Genomic DNA, 20,093 nt, shown 5'->3' on the forward strand with positions numbered 1-20,093 from the left:
CCAGGAGGAGCATCCTGAGTTTATTCGGAACCTCTTTTGGTCAGCATTTGATGAATGACATTTGCCGTTTCCTCAACTGCTTTATTCGATACATCAACGACTTGACAGTTAATGCGGTCCACCACTTTTTCAAAATACTCTAGTTCTTCTTTAATCCGCTCAATGTTCGCATAAATTGCGCGATCATTTAAACCTAGAGATTTCAAACGCTCTTTACGAATATGATTTAGTTTGTCTGGACTGATTTTTAGACCGATGCATTTTTTTGGATCAACTGAAAATAACTCCTCTGGCGGATCTACTTCAGGAACAATTGGAACGTTCGCTACCTTCAGCCGTTTATGCGCCAAGTATTGAGATAATGGTGTCTTAGATGTGCGTGATACACCGATGAGCACAATATCAGCCTTTAGAATGCCTCTTGGGTCTCTGCCGTCATCATACTTCACTGCGAACTCAATGGCTTCAACCTTTTTAAAATAGTCCTCATCTAATTGACGTACACGCCCCGGCTCATGTTTCGCTTCATTTCCATAAGCAGTCTCCATTTTATCGATGAGTGGTCCGATGATGTCATAATAAACGACTCCGTTTGCTTCTGCCTCTTCAATTAAGAATTGGCGCATTTCTGGCACAACAAGAGTAAAGCAGACGATTCCGTTATCTGCTTTCGCCAGTGAAATGACTTCTTTAATCGTACCGACATCCTCTACATACGGAATTCTTCTAATATTTGAATGGTCTGATGAACCGCCATCAAATTGGCTAAGTGCCGCTTTGACCACGAGCTCTGCCGTTTCTCCTACTGAATCTGATACCACAAAAATTACGCGATTACTCATAACATCCCCTCGCAGTCTTCTGTAATTAGATTATTTCATTCTCCGATAAGCTAACAAGTATTTTCGTCATGTTTGTTTTCGTAATTCTGCCGACCACTTCAAAGCCTTTATCCGTATCTTTTATAACAGGAAGTGCATCTATCTGCTTTTCAATCAAGTGCTTCGCCACATCCATAATAAAATCTTCCTTGCGGCAAACGGTGATGTTCGGCATTCTTGTCATAATAATATGGACAGGGATAGATGGAAGCTCCTGTTTTCCAATACTTGCGCGAAGGAGGTCTTTCCTTGACAACACGCCTGTTAAAATAGAGTGATCATCCACAACGAATAATGTGCCCACATCCTCTAAAAACATCGTACAAATCGCATCATAAACTGAAACATTCTCATGTATCACCACTGGAATGGATTGAAAATCTTTTACTTGAAGTTTTTTCAGCTTATCTGCTAGAAGCTGCGTGCCTGTTTTTCCTGTGAAAAAGTAGCCGACCCTTGGTCTTGCTTCTAAAAAGCCTGACATCGTTAATATGGCTAAATCCGGTCTGAGGGTCGCCCTAGTTAAGTTCAGCCGATCGGCGATATGCTCTCCAGTGATCGGACCATTCTCTTTGACAATCTGTAAAATCTGCTCTTGCCGTTTATTTAACTCGATTGTACTCACCACCTTTAAATAGAGAGAGCGAATCTTTACTTTATGTATATCATTTTCATAACTCATCATATTATAGCGCATCTTTGTCCGAATGAAACAAAAATCCACTCAAAAACCGTGAATTAAATGAGTAAAAAACGATTGCCCTTCGAAAAAGGCAACCGTTCTTAGGTATTTATTTTACAATTAAATTGTTCATATTCGCAAATGATTGAATGACTTTGGCTAGTTTGACCATTTGCGCCAAACGATTTCGCTTCAGCTTTTCATCATCCGCATGTACCATTGTGTGATCGAAATAATGAACAATCGGTGTTTTTAACGTATCTAGCGCCTCAAGTGCTGCGCTGTATTGCCCTGCTGCTACATGTTCCTTGACAGCTGTCTCTACTTGTTGATACGCCTCATATAGCTTTTGCTCATGCTCATTTTCAAACAGCTCAGGCTGAATCTCTGCATCTTCCCCTTTTTTACTGATTGAAATGACGCGTCCTAATGCTTCTGCCGTTTCTTTGAAGCTTTCTTGTTTCACGCTCTCTTCAAGAACAGCTGCTTTTTTCACGACTGCATAAGGTTCAATATTTTCAACATCCAGCACTGCATCCACAACATCATGACGGATATGCTCTGCTTGGAGGACATATTTTAAACGGTGTGTCAAAAATTCAATCAGAGCAGCTTCATGTTCTGCTTCTACTTGAGCAAGTGCCAAAAGCTCTTTAAATGAAATATTCCAATGACGATCGAGCAGGATTTGAACGATACCGCTCGCTTGTCTTCTCAGTCCATAAGGGTCTTGAGAGCCTGTTGGAATGACATCAATTGAGAAGAAGGAACAAATAGAATCCAGCTTATCTGCTACTGCCACAATCGCACCAATCAAAGTGGAGGGCGCCTCATCACCGGCAAAGCGCGGCATATAGTGCTCGTTGATACTCTTTGCCACTTCTTCATGTTCGCCAAGTGCTTTTGCATATTTCTCGCCCATGATTCCTTGTAATTCTGGGAATTCATAGACCATTTGAGTCACAAGATCAAACTTCGAAATACTTGCTGCTCTTGCCACTCGTTTTGTCGTTTCGTCATCTGCACCGACATGCGCTGCTAGACGGGTCGCAATGTCTGCCACTCTCTTTAGCTTGTCGCCAATTGTGCCAAGTTTCTCATGGAATACAACTTTATCAAGCTTCTTAATATTGTCATCAATGACTAGTTTTTCGTCTTCTTTATAGAAGAATGCAGCATCTGATAAACGTGCACGAAGTACTTTTTCGTTCCCTCTTGCGACATTTTCAAGCGCCTCACTGTTTCCATTTCTGACCGTAATAAAGTGCGGCAATAATTCCCCTTGCTCATTTTTCACAGGGAAGTAGCGCTGATGCTCTTTCATTGTGGTCACTAATACTTCTTCCGGCAATGCAAGGAATTCTTCTTCAAAGGAACCAGAAAGCACCGTTGGATATTCTACAAGATCGTTGACTTCTTCTAGAAGCTCAGGATCAACAGGAATGACCCAGCCTTTTTCTGAAGATAGGGCATTTAGCTGCTTAGTAATGGATTGTTTTCTTTTATCTGAATCTGCAATGACAAATTGATCGCGCAATGTTTGCTCATAAGAAGCAGGCGAGTCGATGGTGGCTGCCCTACCAAGGAAACGGTGTCCTCTTGTCTCACGGCCGCTTTTCACCCCAGCAATTTCAACAGGTACAATCTCCTCTCCAAATAAACAAACAATCCATTTAATCGGACGGATATAGCGTAAATCTTTACTTCCCCATCTCATGTTCTTTGGAAAACTTAATGAGGCGGCGATCTCACCTAACGCTGGCAGAAGGTCTTTGACTTGCTTTCCTTCTTGAAACTTTTGGACATGAACGTAGTCCACTCCTTTGATCTCTTTAAAATAGAGATCAGCTGTTGAGGCACCTTGTCCGCGGGCAAAGCCTTCTGCTGCTTTTGTCCAATTGCCTTCAGCATCTTTCGCAATCTTTTTAGCTGGGCCTTTTGCTTCTTCTTTGATGTCTTCTTGTTTTTCTGCGACACCTTTCACGAGTACAGCAAGACGTCTTGGTGAGTTGAATAAAGCAACATCTTCAAATGAAATATTTTGCGTTTCAAACCATGCTTTTACTTTCTCACCTAGCTGCTTTGTGCTTTCCGGCATGAAACGAGCCGGCATCTCTTCTAAGCCAATTTCGAGTAATACATCTTGTTTATTCATGAGAAGCCGCCTCCTCTTTTAGCATAGGGAATCCCAATTTTTCTCGTTCTTCATAATATGTTTTGGCTACTTTTCTGGCTAACTGGCGCACTCTTCCGATATAGCCAGTTCGCTCGGTAACAGAAATCGCGCCCTTTGCATCGAGCAGATTAAACGTATGAGAGCATTTGAGCACATAATCGTATGCTGGGTGAACAAGCCCTTTGTCCATTTGGCTATGCGCTTCCTTCTCATAGGTCGTAAATAACTCAAACAGCATGTCAGTATTAGATGTTTCAAATGTATAAACAGAGTGCTCATATTCAGCCATTAAGAATAAATCTCTGACTGTAAACCCGTCTGTCCATTCAAGATCGAAGACATTTTCTTTGTCCTGGATGTAGGAAGCAAGACGTTCAATACCGTATGTGATTTCAACGGAAACAGGCTTACATTCTAAGCCGCCGACTTGCTGGAAATACGTGAATTGTGTAATTTCCATCCCATCAAGCCATACTTCCCAGCCAAGTCCTGCACAGCCAAGAGATGGGTTTTCCCAGTTGTCTTCCACAAAACGAATATCATGTTTCAGCGGGTCAATACCAAGTGCTTTCAATGATTCAAGATACAGTTCTTGAATATTGTCAGGTGACGGCTTAATGATCACTTGAAATTGATGATGCTGATACAATCTATTTGGGTTTTCTCCATATCTGCCATCAGCCGGGCGTCTTGAAGGCTCTACATATGCTACCTTCCACGGCTCTGGGCCAATGCTTCGCAGGAACGTGTATGGACTCATCGTTCCGGCACCTTTTTCTGTGTCATACGCCTGCATTAATACGCAGCCTTCATTTGACCAATGCTTTTGCAGCGTCAAAATCATGTCTTGAATATTCAATGATCGCACCTCCATCTTTTCTACACCATCCGCTATGATATGGCGGGTGGGGATGAGAACCTCGTAAGAGAACACAAAAACTCCCGTCTCTATGCTCGCAAGGCTCCTTGCAAACATAGGGACGAGAGTTTTTCCCGCGGTTCCACCCTATTTGCTGGTGTCGTAGCATCCAGCCGCTTTGTTTTACGTTGCTCAAGAATGCCTTTCGTTACGCCTCCATCCTTAGCTCACACCGCCCTAAGGTCGCTTTTAATGAATTCTGCGTAAGTACTTCTTTCTGTCAATGCAACATATTTTATCTTAGATGATCTTACAAAAAGTCATGGGAGATGTCAACTTTTGTTTTCCCCGCCCATTAGCTTTTTCATGGATTCCATCTGATTCATGAATTTTTTTGATTTCAAATAAAGGCCTGAATACTCTTCATAGTAGTGATCGAGCACTTGACGAATTTCTTGTTTCGTCTGCGGTTTCACATCAACCTGACCGAGCCTTGATAAATCAAAATAATGAAATAAACGGAGCAGCCTTGCAGCTGCTGGGGATAAGGGCAGTTTATACGGATCTTTAGAAAAGCAATTTTGGCAAATGAAGCCGTTATCTCTAATAGAGAAATGAAACTGCCCTTCTTTTTGACCACAATGGACACATTGATCAAGTTCAGGCTTCATTCCCATTACTGATAACATTTTGACCTCTACGATAAATAAGATAATATCAGCATCTGTGCCTTCATTCAGATGACGCAGAGATTGAAGCAGGAGCTCAAACAAATAAGGGTTTGGCTTTTTTTCTTCTGTGCCTTTATCGAGTAACTCTGTCATATATGCGGCATATGCGGTCAAAAATAAATCCTCCCGAATGGTTCGCATACTTTCAATCATTTCGCCTTGCTGGAGCGTTCCAAGTCCTGTTGATGATTGGATCAGGAAGGTTCCGTATAAAAACGGCTGGCTTATGGCTGACAGGCGGCTGTTTGATTTTTTTGCACCTCTTGCCATCACGCCAATTTTCCCATGTTCTCTAGTGAGCAGCGTGACAATTTTGTTTGTTTCGCCATAATCTGTTGTTCTAAGGACGATTCCTTCACTTTTAATGAGCATTTGTCTACACTCCGAGCATTGGAGGGGGTCAAGAATTATAAGATTGGAAAATCAAATCGTGCTATCTCTTCTTCAAGTACATCGGGTCTTTCCAGGTTCTCCTTTTCTAACTCTTTGAAAAGCAGATACGTGTCAACGCTTCCTGTTTGTGAAAATACGTTCCATGTAAAATTCAACATAAAAACCCCACCTTTCTTTATTAGAAGCAGCAACGCTACATCCAACATATTAATTTTATCTTGACCAAGCTACCTCCATTTCATGATAAACAATTTTTACTAATCGAACCGCACCATTGTCAGATTTTATGACAACAGCAGCGATTTTTTAATATTCGTCTTCTCTAAATCCGAAGTCACGAAGATGAGTGGATTTATTACGCCAGTCCTTCTGAACCTTTACCCAAAGCTCCAGATACACTTTTGAACCGAGAAGTGCTTCAATATCTCTGCGTGCTTTTTGTCCCACTTCTTTTAATAAGCTGCCTCGTTTACCAATGACGATCCCTTTTTGTGAATCACGTTCTACGACAATGGTCGCCGCAACATGGATCTTGCCATTTTCATCTGGCTTAATGGATTCGATCGCAACTGCAATACTGTGCGGGATCTCTTCTCTCGTTAAATGCAGCACTTTTTCACGAATTAATTCAGAAATAATAAACCGCTCTGGATGATCTGTTACTTGATCTGCCGGATAAAATTGAGGGCCCTCAGGAAGATAACTTTCAATCTGCTGAAGAAGCGTGTCAATGTTGTTTCCTTCAAGAGCTGAAATTGGCACAATTTCCTTAAATGGATAACGTGTGCGGTATTCATCAATTAAAAGGAACAGCTCATCTGGGTGAATTTGGTCGATTTTATTGACGACTAGGAATACCGGTGTAGATGTTTGCTTGAGTCGTTCAATGATGAATTCATCACCCTTGCCATAGCCTTCCTTTGCATTGATCATAAACAAGATCAGGTCGACTTCCTTCAGTGTATTTTGAGCCACTCTCATCATAAAATCACCAAGCTTATGCTTAGGTTTATGAATCCCTGGTGTATCGATAAAGATCGTTTGTGACGTGTTTGTTGTTAAGACACCTTGCACTTTGTTTCGTGTCGTTTGGGGCTTATCACTCATGATCGCGATCTTTTGTCCAATCACACGATTAAGAAAGGTTGATTTTCCTACATTTGGTCTTCCAATAATTGATACAAATCCTGATTTGAAGATTTCGTTAGTCATTTAAATCCTCCGGTGAAAATGCGCCTGGCAATAGTTCGTTTACTGTTGTTTCGTATATATGTCCTTTTAAGTTCGTTAGAATCACTGGCATATCAGGTGCACATAGCTCTGAAATGACCTGTCTGCATGCGCCGCACGGCGAAACAGGCCGGTCTGTATCAGCCACTACCGCTAGCATTTGAAACGATGTGATGCCTTCTGAATAGGCTTTAAAAAGTGCTGTTCTTTCCGCACAATTACACATGCCATATGCTGCATTTTCAATATTGCAGCCGCCATACACTTTTCCATCATTCGACAATAATGCTGCACCGACTTTGAATTTTGAATAGGGTACATATGCAAAATCTCTTGCTTTAACTGCTTCTGAAATCAACTCTTGTTTGTTCATTCCTAGTTCCCACTTTCAGAAGAAATGGACCCACTGTCACATTTATATTTTACATAATTCACGTGACATTTTCACGCCCATTTCTAAAAATGTTAATAAATAGTAATATTGTTCTATTGCATGATCTTCGGTAAGAAGATGATCAACCCAATCATAACCGAAACCGCGGCGTAAACGCAAACAGCGCCTGCTGCAGCGTCCTTCGCTCTCTCTGCAAGAGGGTGCTTCTCTTCTGTCATCAGGTCCACTGTATGTTCAATGGCTGTATTGACAAGTTCAAGCGCAAACATCCCCCCGCATAAAAGCAAAACGATCGTCCATTCGAATGGTTCAATGTGAAACCAAAAGCCGCAGATCACCACGATGATGGCTGCGACTGTGTGAAATCGAAAATTCCGTTCATTCAAGAAAGTTCGCCATATTCCTCTAAATGCATAATAAAAACTCCGAAAAAAACGGGCAAGCGGCCTTCTCTTCTTACGAAGATCTTGAAAGGCCATAATCATCCAAGATCTTTGTCTGTTTGGCGAACATTTCTTTTTCATCTTCTTCTGTCATATGATCAAACCCGAGCAAATGAAGGAACCCATGAATGGTGAGAAATCCAAGCTCTCTCATAAAGGAATGTCCATATTCCTCTGCCTGCTCTTTCGTACGGTCCACACTAATGATGATGTCGCCGAGTACAGGCGGAATATCATCAGCACCAATGATTTCAATTTCCCCTTCTCCTTCTTCCTCAAGTGCAAAGGAGATGACATCCGTTGGTGCGTCTTTCCCGCGGTATTCTTTATTGATTTGATGAATCTCTTCATTCGAGACGATCGTCACTGATACCTCCGCTTGATCTTTGACCTCAAGGGCATCTGCAGCGAACTGAAGAAGCTTTTCCACTTCTTCAAGCTGCTCTTTTGATACTTGTCCTGTTTCATCTATTAAATCGATTAACAATGTCATTTACTTCACCTTCTGCTTCGGGGCATCTGGATATTCAATCCGAGAATGAAAAATCCCCTTTAATGTTGTACAAATCGTTTGACCAATAATATTTAATTCTTTAAATGTCAGATCACATTCACTAAATTGCCCATCCTGCATTTTATCTGAAATAATGCCTTTGACGAGCTTTTCGATTCGCTCTGGATTTGGATTATGCATCGATCGTACTGCCGCTTCAACGCTGTCCGCTACAGAAATAATTGCCGCTTCTTTTGATTGCGGTTTTGGACCAGGATAACGGAATTCTTCCTCTGTCACCTGATCATCACGCTCTTTTGCCTTATAGTAAAAGAACTTTAACAGTGACTTCCCGTGATGCTGTTCTGCAATATCGACAAGCTCTTCAGGAAACTTCTTTTCTCTCAGCATATCAGCTCCATCTGTCGTATGGGCAATAATGATATTTTTACTTAGCTGAGGAGAAAGCTTGTCATGTGGATTATCAATGTTCATTTGGTTTTCGATAAAGTATTGCGGTCTTTTCGTTTTCCCAATGTCATGATAATAAGCGCCGACCCTTGCTAAAAGACCGTTTGCGCCAACTGCTTCACATGCAGCATCCGCTAAATTTGCCACCATGACACTATGATGATATGTACCTGGTGTCTCTGTTAAAATCTTTTTGAGCAGCGGATGATTTGGGTTTGATAATTCAATCAGCTTCATTGTTGAAAGGATGCCGAACATACTCTCAAACACAGGCATTAACCCGATGACCAAAATAGATGATGCAAACCCTGACACAAACGCCATCATGAGGTTCACACCGATTTCAAGCCCTGATGGTGAGGAGTTTTGGATCAGCGTAATGGATAGAACCACAAGGACATTCACCAAAGCGACCCAAAGCCCTGCCTGCAATATTTTTGAACGTGCATTATGCTTTCTCAAAAATAAAATGCCCGCCATCCCGTTCACAAGGTAATAAGCACAGATCACATAGTTAAAGACGCCGGTTACCCCTTGATTAAACATCATACTGCCGCAAAGAGCAAATACAAGGCCAGAGAAGATCGCTAGCCGCTCATTGATAAGCAGCTTGATCAGCATCGTGCCAAGTGCCACTGGTACCACATAACCTATTGTCGTATACTTCGTTTCCTGGAAGAGACTGAATACTTCCATGATGACTAAAATAATGGTGAAAATAAGCGAGTAGAGCAGCAACGACTTATTCTTATGAACAAGCGATTTTTTCCTCGTTTCAAGTGAATGAATAATCGCTGCTAAAAACAGACCAATCAATATCATAAGACCGCTTACAGGCTTAATCAAATTGGAGCTGTTTAAGAGGCCTGTCAGTTCTAATTTACGATACACTTCCCGGTCGATAAGTTCTCCTTCTTCGACTAAAATTTGCCCTTGCTTAATCTGAACCGGCTGAATATTATCAGCTGCTTCTTGTCTTTTCTTCTCTGTAGCCACTGGATCAAATACATAGTTTGGAATGATCGCAAATTCACCGATTTCTTTTGCTGCATTTAAGTATTTTGATGGAATTGAATTATTTTCAAGCTCTGTTTTCACTTGTTTTTTCTCATCTTGTAATTTCGCTGCTGTGATTTCTTTACTCATCAGTGAATTCACCACTGTGATGATGGAATCCTTAGTAAAAGAGAGATTTTCGTCACTTGCCTGAAGCAGTGCTTTGATGGATTGGTCTGAAACAGCCTCCTGCATATCTGATGTGAGTTTTTCTTTGACACGCTTGACCATTTCTTTATCTGATGGCGGATTCTCTTTTTCATCAGCTGCTTTCTTCTCTTCTTTAATGGCTTCAAAAAGGGAGGAGATGAGGTCAACACGATTGTCAGAATACGCTTTTTTGAGTGTATATTGATCCTCTACTTGATCTGTTGCTTCTTGCTTCTTTTCTTCTGTCGCTTCTTGATCATCGACGGTTGATGGAGAATAGATGGTCTGTTCGCTCACTGAAAATAAATCTAAGTCGAGCGATTCAGGCTTTACATGGAAGAAGAGCACCACGAATAGAATGGCTGCTAAACCAGCGTATAGCAAAACATTTAAATAACGTGAGCGCTCCATTTTCTGAGGTTCTTTTTTAGACAGCAGTCTTTTGCGCTTACTGTCTTTCTGATTCTTTCTCAAGGAAAGTACCTCCTTTTTTACTTTAAACCACGATCGAAACAAAATGACCCGATGAAGACGATCGGGTCACTAAGTTCATTTTTGCTTTTCGTATGCTCCGATGATCTTCGCCACAAGCGGGTGTCTGACCACATCTGTCTGGTCTAGCTCAATAAATGAAATGCCCTTGATCTCTGCAAGCATGTCCTTTGCAGCTGCAAGGCCAGACTGCATGCCCTTCGGCAGATCAATCTGTGTAATATCTCCTGTAATGACCATTTTAGAGCCAAACCCAAGTCTCGTCAAAAACATTTTCATTTGGGCAGGCGTCGTATTCTGCGCTTCATCTAAAATAACAAATGCATCATCGAGTGTCCGCCCTCTCATGTAGGCAAGAGGCGCTATTTCAATCACGCCGCGCTCGATTAAACGTTCCGTATGATCACTGCCAAGCACATCATGCAAGGCATCATATAGTGGTCTTAAATAAGGATCTACTTTTTCCTTTAGATCACCTGGTAAAAAGCCAAGACTCTCTCCTGCTTCAACAGCTGGTCTTGTCAGGATAATCCGTTTCACATGTCCATTTTTCAGTGCATGTACCGCATTGACGACTGCCAAATACGTCTTCCCTGTTCCAGCTGGTCCAATTCCAAAGACCAGATCATCTTTTTTCATCGCCGCAGCATATTCCCGCTGGCCAATGGTTTTTACCCTGATTGACTTCCCTTTAGCATTTTTCGTAATTTCATCTTCATACATATTTTCAAAATAATTGAGCTTGTCTTTTTGCGCCATTTTAATGGCATAGACGACATCCCGTTCAGAAATCTCAATTCCCTTTCGGATGAGATGTAAGAGAGATGTAATCAGACGGCTCGCTGTATCTCTTGATGCTTCCTGACCAGAAACATACACTTTTTCTCCGCGCGTAATAATGGAGACATTCAGCTCGTTTTCCATCAGTTTCAGATAAGCATCTTGATTTCCAAATAAAGCAATCGCTTCGTTTGGGCTATCTAATTTTTGTTGAATTTCAAGTAAATGTTCTGTCATTCTCTAGTCTCCCTGAACAATAGGTGTTGGTTGAACAATATCTTCTATTACTTGGTAAAGGATGATTAACTTAACTTTACCATTCCCTGTTGTCTCGTGCAAAACTTTTTCACTTTTCACCTCTCCTGTTTGACCTAGCTTCTCTTCTAATTCTTTTTTACCCATTTTAATCCCTGCTTGAACCGCTTCTTTATTTGTGTATGTCCGATTTATTTTTTCACTTTCGCGTGTCATTTCTTTTTCATAGGAAAATGGGAGCTGGAAGTTTAAGAAATGTAGTGGGTGAACTTCTGTTTCTGTTTTTGGCTGCTTAAAATCATCCTTTTTAAAGGAAATGCCCCAAAATGGCATTGAACCTCCAAATGCGGAGAGCTTGTGCTTTGTCTTCATTTTACCCGTAAAGACATCAAAAGATGTTCGAAGAGGGACAGAAACTTCAGAACGGTACCACGTTTCACCATAAATTTTCGCTCTAGCACCCACCGTTTTTTGCTGGTCTTCGCTGCCGATGAGGCCAGAGACGAGCATCTGCCCTTTCTTCACATGCTCATCAACTGCGGCAAGCGGCTCCCCTTTTTCCACATACATTCTCGTGATGACAGCCTTCTTCTTGGCAACGATGTGCTGAGGACTCGTATATTTCTCTTTTTCCGGCTCATTTTTTTCCACAACTTTCATTTGAAATGTTGTACCGTTTAGTTCAACGCCGACCCAAGTAATGCTTTGAATATTGGCGGTCAGTGATTTTTGAATTTTCTCAGGTGTTCCCATTAGAAACTGAAAACGGCCTTTTTGCACTCCAATCTCGTCTAAATGCTTTCTCATCTGATGTTCAGTTTCTGGATTGGCTCCTTTAATATCAATTTTCCACACCATGTTTGAAAGCGCCAATATCGTCGCTAGAAAACACACAATCCCAAGGGTAAACCCAATATTCTTCCTTGACCATAGGAGAAGAAACGGAAATCCCTTCTTTTGATGAAATGAACATGTCACTTCATGATGTCTTTGTACTTTTCTGAAGGCATGTACATCTGATAAGCGAATAAATAAGCGCACGCTGTCTTGACGGCGGCTCACTTGAAACATTGTGATCCCCTGTCTCGTGCACTCATTGATGAGCCGCTCAATGCCGTTTCCCTTGATCTCCACTTCCACTCTGCCAATAAAATAGGCGAACCATTTATTCTTCACACTTCTCCCCTCCGTCAGTTAAGAATCAATATAACGGACCTCATCGATTTTCCCTTCTAATAAGATCTCTTCTGGCAAAATCGTTTTAATCACAAAATCTTTCCCTGAAATAATGCATTGTCCTTGTTTGAGCATCAGCCTTACCTCTTGATCACTGAAAAGCAAAAGCCCTTTATGGTTCTCTATGTAAATGTGGAGTCTGCCAACCATCGTAATACGGGGAAGATCCATCATGACGTCTGGAGGGATTTCAAGTGTTCTTGTCAGCCATGCTTTAAGTCGATTTTTTCTTTTTCCCATTCAATAAGAACCCCTTCCCGCCCCATGTGTATGAGATCAAACTGAAAGATGGTGAGACTGATGAGAAAGCCTCTATATCATCCTATTCCTCAGCGGTTCAGATCATGCTAATGAATCCCGTAAAACAGCCGTTTCATCATTTTTACTGCGAGAAATCTCCATCAGGAAAAACAAAAAAGCCCCTTTATATAAAGGGGCTTTCTTCTTTATCTTTTATATGGCCGTTTCATCGTTCTGTGCGGCTTTTTCGCGCGCGGCTCTCCAAATACTTCTCCAAGAAGCATGCCTTGAACAACAGTATTTTGGTTAAGCCTGTCAATGACGTGCGGCTTCATTTCCGCAGCAGAAGCTTTCGGTCTGGTCAGCTGCCTTTCAAGAGATTTGAACTCTTTATTCAGCTCGCTTTTTCTTTCTTCCATTTCAGCTAGTGTAGCGGTATAACGATCCTGTAAAGACTGTGAACCTTGTTTCTTCATCCCGCCATGATCATGTACATCGCCGAAATCGTCCAACTGGTCTGTTTTGACTGGGTTCGGGCTGGTTTGTTCTGCTTTCTTTTGAGGCATAGGCTTATTCTGAGGAGCCGGCTTATGTTGCTGGTTGTTTTGTTCCTTCTCCTCTTGTTTGCCGATTTTCCCAAATACAGCAGAGATGATACCGATGATAATCGCAATTAGTAACGGATTTTCAAATAGAATGTCCATTGGGCTCCCTCCTTAAAGCGTGAGAGGATGCTTATTTGTTTTCATTATCAGATGGACCTTTTGTCATTTTACCAAATGAATCTCTCATATCCGTATCAGCATCGATATTCTTAATGTTCATGTAGTCCATGACTCCAATATTACCTTCGCGTAATGCTTCAGCCATTGCAAGTGGTACTTCAGCCTCTGCTTCTACGACTTTCGCGCGCATTTCTTCAACTCTTGCACGCATTTCTTGTTCTTGGGCAACAGCCATTGCGCGGCGTTCTTCCGCTTTCGCTTGTGCGATGTTTTTGTCTGCTTCTGCTTGGTCCGTTTGCAGAATCGCCCCGATGTTCTTACCGATATCCACATCTGCGATATCAATCGAGAGAATTTCAAATGCAGTACCTGAATCTAATCCTTTTCCTAGAACCGTTTGAGAAATCATATCAGGATTCTCTAGAACCTTTTTATGATTATTTGATGAACCGATTGTAGAGACAATTCCTTCACCTACACGAGCAATGATTGTTTCTTCCCCTGCACCACCGACAAGTCGTTCGATGTTTGCGCGAACTGTAATACGTGCTTTGGCTTTTACTTCAATCCCGTCCATTGCCACACCAGAGATAAATGGTGTTTCAATGACTTTAGGATTTACACTCATTTGTACAGCTTCAAGTACGTCACGGCCTGCTAGGTCGATCGCTGCACAACGTGCAAAGTTCAATTCAATATTCGCACGTTGAGCTGCGATTAATGCGTTCACAACACGGTCAACGTTACCACCTGCCAGGTAGTGACTTTCTAATTGGTTAATCGTCACATCAAGACCTGCTTTATGTGCTTTGATGAGCGGATTGACCACTCGGTTTGGAATGACTCGACGAAGTCTCATTCCTACAAGTGTAAAAATGCTCACTCTTACGCCAGCCGCTAAGGCAGAAATCCACAGCATCACCGGTACAAAGGTGAAGAAGATCGATAGAACGATCAGACCTGCTGCGATAATCACAAATAATAGTAAAGTAGATGGATCCATTTTATTCCTCCTATAAAATCAGTTATCTATACTTTCCTCACGACAATGCGTGAGCCTTCCGCTTTGACGATTTTAACCTGTTCATCCTTGTCAATAAACGCACCTTCTGACACAACGTCAATGCGCTCATCTCCGAGTACAGCCGTCCCAGATGGGCGAAGCGCTGTTAATGTAACAGCGATCTGTCCAACAAGATCCTCTCTTGTTTCATTTGAGACATAACCGCTTTCTTTATTGGTTGAATCGGTTAAAATGAACTTTTTAAAAAATTTCATACGTTTCCCCAACACCTTTGTCAATAAAATAACTGCTATGATTGAAACAGCAGTGGCAATCAAGATGGAAATCGCCATTTCTGTAAAGCTTCCAGCTGCTAAAAATAAGCTGGCAACAACACAGATCAGTCCAATGACACCTACGATTCCCCCCGGCAAAAACAATTCCAGAATCATGAGCAATATCCCTGCTAAAAACAGGAACAACGTCTCATATCCTGCAAAACCAGCCACGAGATGTCCATAAAAGAATAAAAGAAGCGCTGTCACTCCCATGGTGCCTGGAACCCCAAAGCCAGGAGAATAGAGCTCAACAATTAACCCTAAGCTTGCGATGGATAAAAGGATTGGAATGACGATTGGGTGCGTGAGAAAGCGCGCAACCTTTTCAGCAAAGCTCACTTCATCGTATTGAACAGAAGCGTCTGCTAATTTCAGCTTCTGAAGCAAGTCATCTAAATTCTTCGCTTCACCTTCTGCGTAACCAAATTGAAGCGCTCGATCCGTATTAAAGGTGAGCAGTTCTCCTTTTGGTGCACCAGCATCTTTCGCATCTATGTCTGGATCAGCCATCGCAAGCGCATATTTCGGATCACGCCCCTGCTTTTCGGCAGCATCACTCATTTCAGCAAGCCATAGCGATTCAGATTTTTGATCGGCAGCATTGCCTTCCCCATCAATGATCGCAGCAGCTCCCATCTTTCCATTTGGGGTCATGTAAATCTCGTCGGCATTTAGTGCAAGGAATGCCCCTGCTGAAAGCGCTCTATGATTCACAAATGCTGTCACAGGGATATCAGACGCACGAATGGTATCTGCAATCTCAAGCGCCGCATCGACTGCACCACCTGGTGTATTGATGTCTAGAATGATATGTTTCGCTCGTTCGGACTTTGCCTGCTCAAATGATCGTTCAATAAATTTAGAAAGTCCTTTTTCTACTGTATCTTCAATTGGGATAACATGAACTTTCTGATCTACTGATTTCGCGGTCAATTGAACCCCTAATAACAAGCATATTATAAAACAACTGAAGAGAGCAATAGAAATTTTTATTTTTTTCATCTATTTGGTGATCCCTCCTCTCTATCTTCCATTTTACCGTTCCTTTACATACGTTACAAATGTATCATAGGTTTCATTTTTATATGACAGAATGATGAAGGTATAAAAAAAGTACCCTTCTAACAATAGAAGGATACTTTTTTATTGAGACAGCTGCTCGCTGACAAGTCTGTTAATGACAGCACCATCAGCTTTACCTTTTACTTTTGGCATAATAGCGCTCATGACTTTACCCATATCAGCCTTCGATGAAGCACCTGTTTCAGCGATCGTTTCTTTCACGATCGTTTGCAGTTCTTCTTCAGAAAGCTGTTCAGGTAAATAAACGTCTAAGATGTCAATCTCTTTTTGAACTTTATCTACTAAATCTAAGCGATTAGCTTTCGAAAATTCATGGAGGGAGTCTTTACGTTGCTTAATCTCGCGGGAAAGGACGGTTAGTTCCTCATCGCCGGTCAAACTGTCTTTCTTAAGCTTAATTGCTTCATTTTGGAGCGAAGCCTTTACCATACGAATGACAACAAGCTTGTCTTTCTCACGGTTTTTCATAAAAAGCTTCATATCAGTATTTAATTGCTCAAGAAGACTCATAAAATCCACCCTCTTTAGAATTTACGTTTTCTAGCAGCTTCAGACTTTTTCTTGCGCTTTACGCTAGGCTTTTCATAAAATTCACGCTTTCTTGCTTCTTGCAATGTTCCAGTTTTGGATACACTGCGTTTAAAGCGACGAAGAGCATCTTCAAGCGATTCGTTTTTTCTAACGACCGTTTTTGACATTCTCTTTCCCTCCCTCCGAATACACCAATCGACTGCATTAAAAAAAGATATACATGCAAAACATGTACCTAGACATTATAATATAAGCCTAGTGTGAGGTCAACTAAGTGATTTGGGAATATATTTTCGTCATGAGCAGGTAGACAAGTCCATATATTCATTGGTAAGAGGAGGACTTTTCTATGATGGCGATCATTTATTTTTGTGCACTTATTTTCATTTTTTTATGGTCAATGGGTTTGCTGAGAAAAGGATTAATGGCGCTTGCGTCGTCTCGTATTGAGAAATCACTTCTTCTCTTTACAGATCACCCAATAAAAGCATTCTTGGTCAGCATCGTATTTACAGGGATTCTTCAAAGCAGTTCAGCGTTTATGGTCATCGTGATCGGCTTTGTCAGTACAGGCATTCTCTCTTTTAAAAAATCCATTCCAATGATTCTTGGCACCAATATTGGCTCCACGTTTACAACAGAATTTATAGCCATTAAAATGGATGTTTTCATGTGGGTCTTGATCCTAGCTGGTCTGATATGCATCATGTTTGGCAGAAAATCTTTTAGGCATGCAGGAAAAAGTATATTTGGGCTCGGGATGATCTTTTTTTGTATTCAAGGCTTTTCTAAAATTGCAGGTATGATGACAAGTCAGCCTGAGACATTGCGCTTTCTTGAAATGATGCAGCATTCTGACTGGACGGCGCTGCTTTCGGGTACCATTTTCACAGCGATTGTTCATTCGAGCTCCGTCTGTATCGGCATTTTAATGGGGTTTATGAATGAAGGAACTGTTGGGCTTCAGGAAGGCATCAGCTTTGTGTTAGGGTCAAATATCGGGACATGTATTACAGCCGTAATGGCTTCCATATCTGGCGGCTATGCAGCACGTCAAACGGCTTATGCACACGTTTTGTTTAATGTGCTCGGCGTGCTTTTATGTCTCCCATTTCTCGCCATGATGACGGAATTCGTCGCCCTTCTTGCAAACGCTCCAGCCCAGCAAATTGCGCATTTCAGCCTGCTGTTTAATGTGGCAAGCTCTTTGCTTTTCTTCCCGTTCATTCGTCCATTTCACACATTGATCTTATGTCTTTTACCGAATCAGTCAAAATAAAAAAACCAGCTTGCTCTTTTGGCAGCCGGTTTTTTATTGATTATGAGGTCATTCTCACTTTGTCTGTTTGCACATCATCACTGATACGAACGAATTGTCCTTCGTTATAAGGATAACCCGCTTTCATGATTTTCACTTTGACCAAACGGCCGATCATGTCCTCTGTTCCTTCAAAAACAACCTTCATATAGTTATCTGTATATCCCACATAAAGATTGTGCTTTCCGTCTTGTTCTTTGAAGGATTCTTCCGGAATAATCTCTAGGACATCTCCTTCATAAGCTGATGCATATTCTTTCGCAAGCTGGTCAGAAAGAGCAATCAAGCGGTGGACGCGTTCGTTTTTCACATTTTCATCCACTTGATCTTCCATTCTTGCAGCTGGCGTACCTGTACGTTTGCTGTAAGGGAATACGTGTAGTTCAGAGAATTGATGGTCTTTGACAAAATTGTACGTTTCCAAAAACTCTTCCTCTGTTTCCCCAGGGAATCCAACAATCACATCAGAGGTGACAGCAAGGCCTGGCAATGCTTTTTTCAGCTTTGTTAAACGCTCTGCAAAGAATTCCATCGTATATTTACGGCGCATTCTTTTCAGGACTGTATTAGAGCCAGATTGAAGCGGGATGTGCAGGTGTCTGACAATCTTATCTGACTGATCAAGCACTTCAATCACTTCATCTGTAATTTGGCTTGCTTCGATAGATGAAATACGGATTCGTTTTAAACCGATGACACGTTCATCTAATTCTTTCAGAAGCTTTGCAAAGTTATAATCCTTTAAGTCTTCTCCGTATCCGCCTGTGTGAATACCTGTTAATACAATTTCTTTATAGCCGGCATCCACAAGCTGCTGCGCTTGGTTGATGACCTCTTCTGGATTACGAGAACGAAGAAGTCCGCGAGCCCAAGGAATAATGCAGAATGTACAGAAATTATTACAGCCTTCTTGGATTTTTAATGAAGCGCGTGTTCTGTCTGTAAATGCAGGAACATCGAGTTCTTCAAATACACGTGCTTTCATGATATTGCCAACCCCATTAATCGGCTGTCTTTCTCTGCGATATTCTTCAATGTAACCGAGTAATTTATGTCTGTCTTGTGTTCCCACGACAATATCAACGCCAGGAATCGCCATGATTTCTGCTGGAGATGTTTGCGCATAACAGCCTGTTACACAAATGACACCATCCGGGTTATGACGAATGGCTCTTCTAATAACTTGGCGGCTTTTCTTATCGCCTGTATTCGTGACCGTACATGTATTAATGACATATACGTCTGCTTTTGATTCATACTCTTTTCTTTCATAGCCTGCTTCTTTAAACAGCTGCCAGATCGCTTCTGTTTCATAGTGATTGACCTTACAGCCAAGTGTATGGAACGCTACTGTTCCCATCATGATTCACCTCTTAATAACTCTGTTTGATAAGATATAGCAGAAAGCGCGTAAAGAGGAGCTGTTTCCGTTCTTAAAATGCGTGGTCCGAGCCCGCAAGTGACTGCACCAAGCGTTTCAAGCTCGTCAATCTCCTTTTCTGCCAAACCGCCTTCAGGGCCAAAAACCACGAGCAAGGTTTGTCCGCCTTTCATCTGTTGAAGCACAGTTTGAAAGCGGCTTTGCTCTCCTTCTTTCGATGATTCTTCGTATGCAACGACACATTTATCGAATTCACCAGCTAATTGAGTCAGCTCTTTAAATGTTGATACTGGATCAACACGAGGAATGATATTCCGGTAGGACTGTTCAGCTGCTTCTTTCGCGATTTTCTCCCAGCGCTCTCGTTTTTTATGTGACTTCTTTTGGTCAAGCTTTGTAATGGAACGAGCCGCTTGAAACGGGATAAATGCACTTGCGCCAAGCTCTGTGCCTTTTTGGATAATCAGCTCAAGCTTATCTCCTTTTGGGAGACCGCTCGCAATTGTTACTTTTACCGGAAGCTCTCTGTCCTGATTTGTCCAGCCTTCAACGTGACAAATGACTTCTTCCTTTGTTATTGTATCAATTTTACTGAGCGCTTCAAAGCCGTCTGTCGTTAAGCAAAGGATTTCCTGCCCTGCTTTCATGCGCATGACGTTGGAAAGGTGATGTACATCTTCACCATTGATGACGATAGATCCCTTTGCGATCACTTCTTCTTTCGTGAGGTCGATAAAATATCGTTGCATACG

The 20,093-nt window shown here is 41.7% G+C and carries 22 protein-coding genes; 1 reads left to right on the top strand and 21 read right to left on the bottom strand.

The annotated features are described in order from the left end of the window. Positions 1–20 precede the first annotated feature (20 nt). The 19 genes from GKC25_RS11090 to rpsU form a co-directional block, all read right to left on the bottom strand. On the bottom strand, positions 21–842 hold the full coding sequence (locus GKC25_RS11090) for a pyruvate, water dikinase regulatory protein (protein WP_008342399.1): 822 nt from the start codon (positions 840–842) through the stop codon (positions 21–23). A gap of 25 nt (positions 843–867) precedes the next feature. Then, entirely contained in the window at positions 868–1,506 is a 639-nt protein-coding gene (locus GKC25_RS11095) for a helix-turn-helix transcriptional regulator (RefSeq protein WP_024423017.1), read from the bottom strand. 166 nt (positions 1,507–1,672) lie between these two features. Next, positions 1,673–3,718: a glycine--tRNA ligase subunit beta gene (glyS, locus tag GKC25_RS11100; RefSeq protein WP_034661343.1), complete on the bottom strand. Its 2,046-nt coding sequence runs from the start codon at positions 3,716–3,718 to the stop codon at positions 1,673–1,675. Next, positions 3,711–4,598, bottom strand: coding sequence for a glycine--tRNA ligase subunit alpha (glyQ, locus tag GKC25_RS11105; RefSeq protein ID WP_012010611.1), 888 nt, complete (start codon positions 4,596–4,598; stop codon positions 3,711–3,713). The genes glyS and glyQ overlap by 8 nt, the downstream gene beginning before the upstream one ends. A 332-nt stretch (positions 4,599–4,930) precedes the next feature. After that, on the bottom strand, positions 4,931–5,701 hold the full coding sequence (recO, locus tag GKC25_RS11110; RefSeq protein WP_034661344.1) for a DNA repair protein RecO: 771 nt from the start codon (positions 5,699–5,701) through the stop codon (positions 4,931–4,933). Positions 5,702–5,736: 35 nt separating this feature from the next. After that, a complete protein-coding gene (locus GKC25_RS11115; RefSeq protein WP_003217288.1) occupies positions 5,737–5,880 on the bottom strand; it encodes a YqzL family protein in 144 nt (47 codons plus the stop codon). Between the two features lie 148 nt (positions 5,881–6,028). Then, complete coding sequence (gene era / locus GKC25_RS11120; protein ID WP_034661346.1) at positions 6,029–6,934, bottom strand: GTPase Era; 906 nt, start codon at positions 6,932–6,934, stop codon at positions 6,029–6,031. Continuing rightward, positions 6,927–7,325, bottom strand: coding sequence for a cytidine deaminase (locus GKC25_RS11125; RefSeq protein WP_034661347.1), 399 nt, complete (start codon positions 7,323–7,325; stop codon positions 6,927–6,929). The genes era and GKC25_RS11125 overlap by 8 nt, the downstream gene beginning before the upstream one ends. 113 nt (positions 7,326–7,438) lie before the next feature. Next, positions 7,439–7,825 (bottom strand): diacylglycerol kinase family protein, encoded by a 387-nt coding sequence (locus GKC25_RS11130; protein ID WP_034661348.1) that lies wholly within the window; start codon positions 7,823–7,825, stop codon positions 7,439–7,441. Next, positions 7,803–8,282 carry an rRNA maturation RNase YbeY gene (gene ybeY, locus GKC25_RS11135; RefSeq protein ID WP_012010615.1) on the bottom strand — a complete coding sequence of 160 codons (480 nt, stop codon included), beginning with the start codon at positions 8,280–8,282 and terminating at the stop codon, positions 7,803–7,805. Before ybeY ends, GKC25_RS11130 begins: the two co-directional genes overlap by 23 nt. Continuing rightward, a complete protein-coding gene (locus GKC25_RS11140) occupies positions 8,283–10,394 on the bottom strand; it encodes an HD family phosphohydrolase (protein ID WP_370876313.1) in 2,112 nt (703 codons plus the stop codon). Positions 10,395–10,508: 114 nt separating this feature from the next. Beyond that, positions 10,509–11,468 (bottom strand): PhoH family protein, encoded by a 960-nt coding sequence (locus GKC25_RS11145; RefSeq protein WP_034661351.1) that lies wholly within the window; start codon positions 11,466–11,468, stop codon positions 10,509–10,511. A gap of 3 nt (positions 11,469–11,471) precedes the next feature. Then, positions 11,472–12,662 carry a sporulation protein YqfD gene (yqfD, locus tag GKC25_RS11150; protein WP_034661352.1) on the bottom strand — a complete coding sequence of 397 codons (1,191 nt, stop codon included), beginning with the start codon at positions 12,660–12,662 and terminating at the stop codon, positions 11,472–11,474. Positions 12,663–12,680: 18 nt separating this feature from the next. Next, positions 12,681–12,962, bottom strand: coding sequence for a sporulation protein YqfC (gene yqfC / locus GKC25_RS11155; RefSeq protein WP_012010618.1), 282 nt, complete (start codon positions 12,960–12,962; stop codon positions 12,681–12,683). Between the two features lie 206 nt (positions 12,963–13,168). Continuing rightward, positions 13,169–13,666: a hypothetical protein gene (locus tag GKC25_RS11160; protein WP_106042442.1), complete on the bottom strand. Its 498-nt coding sequence runs from the start codon at positions 13,664–13,666 to the stop codon at positions 13,169–13,171. A gap of 31 nt (positions 13,667–13,697) precedes the next feature. Then, complete coding sequence (gene floA / locus GKC25_RS11165) at positions 13,698–14,690, bottom strand: flotillin-like protein FloA (protein WP_034661354.1); 993 nt, start codon at positions 14,688–14,690, stop codon at positions 13,698–13,700. Positions 14,691–14,716: 26 nt separating this feature from the next. Beyond that, positions 14,717–16,030 (bottom strand): NfeD family protein, encoded by a 1,314-nt coding sequence (locus tag GKC25_RS11170; protein ID WP_268495597.1) that lies wholly within the window; start codon positions 16,028–16,030, stop codon positions 14,717–14,719. Positions 16,031–16,171: 141 nt separating this feature from the next. Then, positions 16,172–16,621 (bottom strand): GatB/YqeY domain-containing protein, encoded by a 450-nt coding sequence (locus tag GKC25_RS11175; protein WP_034661357.1) that lies wholly within the window; start codon positions 16,619–16,621, stop codon positions 16,172–16,174. 14 nt (positions 16,622–16,635) lie between these two features. Continuing rightward, the gene (rpsU, locus tag GKC25_RS11180; protein ID WP_003152957.1) at positions 16,636–16,809 is read right to left on the bottom strand and encodes a 30S ribosomal protein S21; all 174 of its coding nucleotides are present in this window, start codon (positions 16,807–16,809) and stop codon (positions 16,636–16,638) included. Between the two features lie 182 nt (positions 16,810–16,991). On the opposite strand from rpsU, the gene GKC25_RS11185 reads away from it, so the two are divergent. After that, on the top strand, positions 16,992–17,921 hold the full coding sequence (locus GKC25_RS11185) for a Na/Pi symporter (protein ID WP_268495600.1): 930 nt from the start codon (positions 16,992–16,994) through the stop codon (positions 17,919–17,921). A gap of 40 nt (positions 17,922–17,961) precedes the next feature. Here the strand turns inward: GKC25_RS11185 and mtaB are convergent, their stop codons facing one another. Beyond that, a complete protein-coding gene (gene mtaB, locus GKC25_RS11190) occupies positions 17,962–19,320 on the bottom strand; it encodes a tRNA (N(6)-L-threonylcarbamoyladenosine(37)-C(2))-methylthiotransferase MtaB (protein ID WP_342689973.1) in 1,359 nt (452 codons plus the stop codon). Further along, positions 19,320–20,090, bottom strand: coding sequence for a 16S rRNA (uracil(1498)-N(3))-methyltransferase (locus GKC25_RS11195; protein ID WP_342689111.1), 771 nt, complete (start codon positions 20,088–20,090; stop codon positions 19,320–19,322). The genes mtaB and GKC25_RS11195 overlap by 1 nt, the downstream gene beginning before the upstream one ends. Positions 20,091–20,093 lie beyond the last annotated feature (3 nt).

Source organism: Bacillus pumilus (assembly GCF_038738535.1).
GTDB lineage: Bacteria > Bacillota > Bacilli > Bacillales > Bacillaceae > Bacillus.